The sequence below is a fragment of the Bartonella sp. CL70QHWL genome, assembly GCF_042194855.1.
GTDB lineage: Bacteria > Pseudomonadota > Alphaproteobacteria > Rhizobiales > Rhizobiaceae > Bartonella.
Window position 1 is genome coordinate 1 of the sequence record NZ_JBHINJ010000124.1, and the last position, 691, is coordinate 691.

General features: G+C 41.4%; 1 protein-coding gene and 1 pseudogene. Both read right to left on the minus strand.

Annotation, left to right across the window (positions count from 1 at the left end; translation table 11 throughout):
• Positions 1-41 precede the first annotated feature (41 nt).
• Positions 42-446 (minus strand): hypothetical protein, encoded by a 405-nt coding sequence (locus ACFIJZ_RS10065; RefSeq protein WP_375632036.1) that lies wholly within the window; start codon positions 444-446, stop codon positions 42-44.
• A pseudogene (locus tag ACFIJZ_RS10070) lies at positions 443-691 on the minus strand (filamentous hemagglutinin); the annotation flags it as partial. The gene ACFIJZ_RS10065 and the pseudogene ACFIJZ_RS10070, both read right to left, overlap by 4 nt.

Below are 691 nucleotides of genomic sequence, written 5' to 3' on the forward strand. Positions count from 1 at the left end.
CGCCATTCCAAGCGAAGGCAAGGATGGCGGATTGTTGATCATTAAGGCTGGCATTTGCGACTATTTTTATATTTTTTACAAAAAGGGCTGTTTAAGCGCTTCTTGACACTGGGCTGTGGGATCACAGCACCTGGACGACAAATGGGAAGGTTTTCGGCTTTATGATTTACACACCAAGTTCCCCCTCCCACTTTATCACGAAAACCTGATTGAATCATACAAGCTTCTATGGTTGCTATTGCATTGTAGCTGAGCTTTCTGCTTTCTGGATCAGTATCATAAGGGGTTGGCATACCGCATTCTAACAAGGCTTTTCCTACCTCAGTAAAATCAGTAACACCATTTTTCTCCCACGTAGCTATCTCTCCTAGAGGAGGTTTATCGATATTACATCCAGTTACACTCACCAAAACTATTCCACTTAATAACTTTAAAATGTGTTTCATTTTTTACTCCATGATTTACTTAAAGGAAATTGTTCACGATGAGATGAGCCGTAAAACTTTTGGCATTTATAACCCACATCTCCAAGACAGGTATGGGAGCTTATGGGATTTGTAGCCACTCTCAACCATTCTGTCCAAACGTTACTGCCAGCAGGGAGTGTCTCATAAGTATAGCCATTGCCGCCAATAATTCTGCTTACAAAGTCATATCTATTCCCATCAAAGCCAACAGTGGTTTGTTTGCC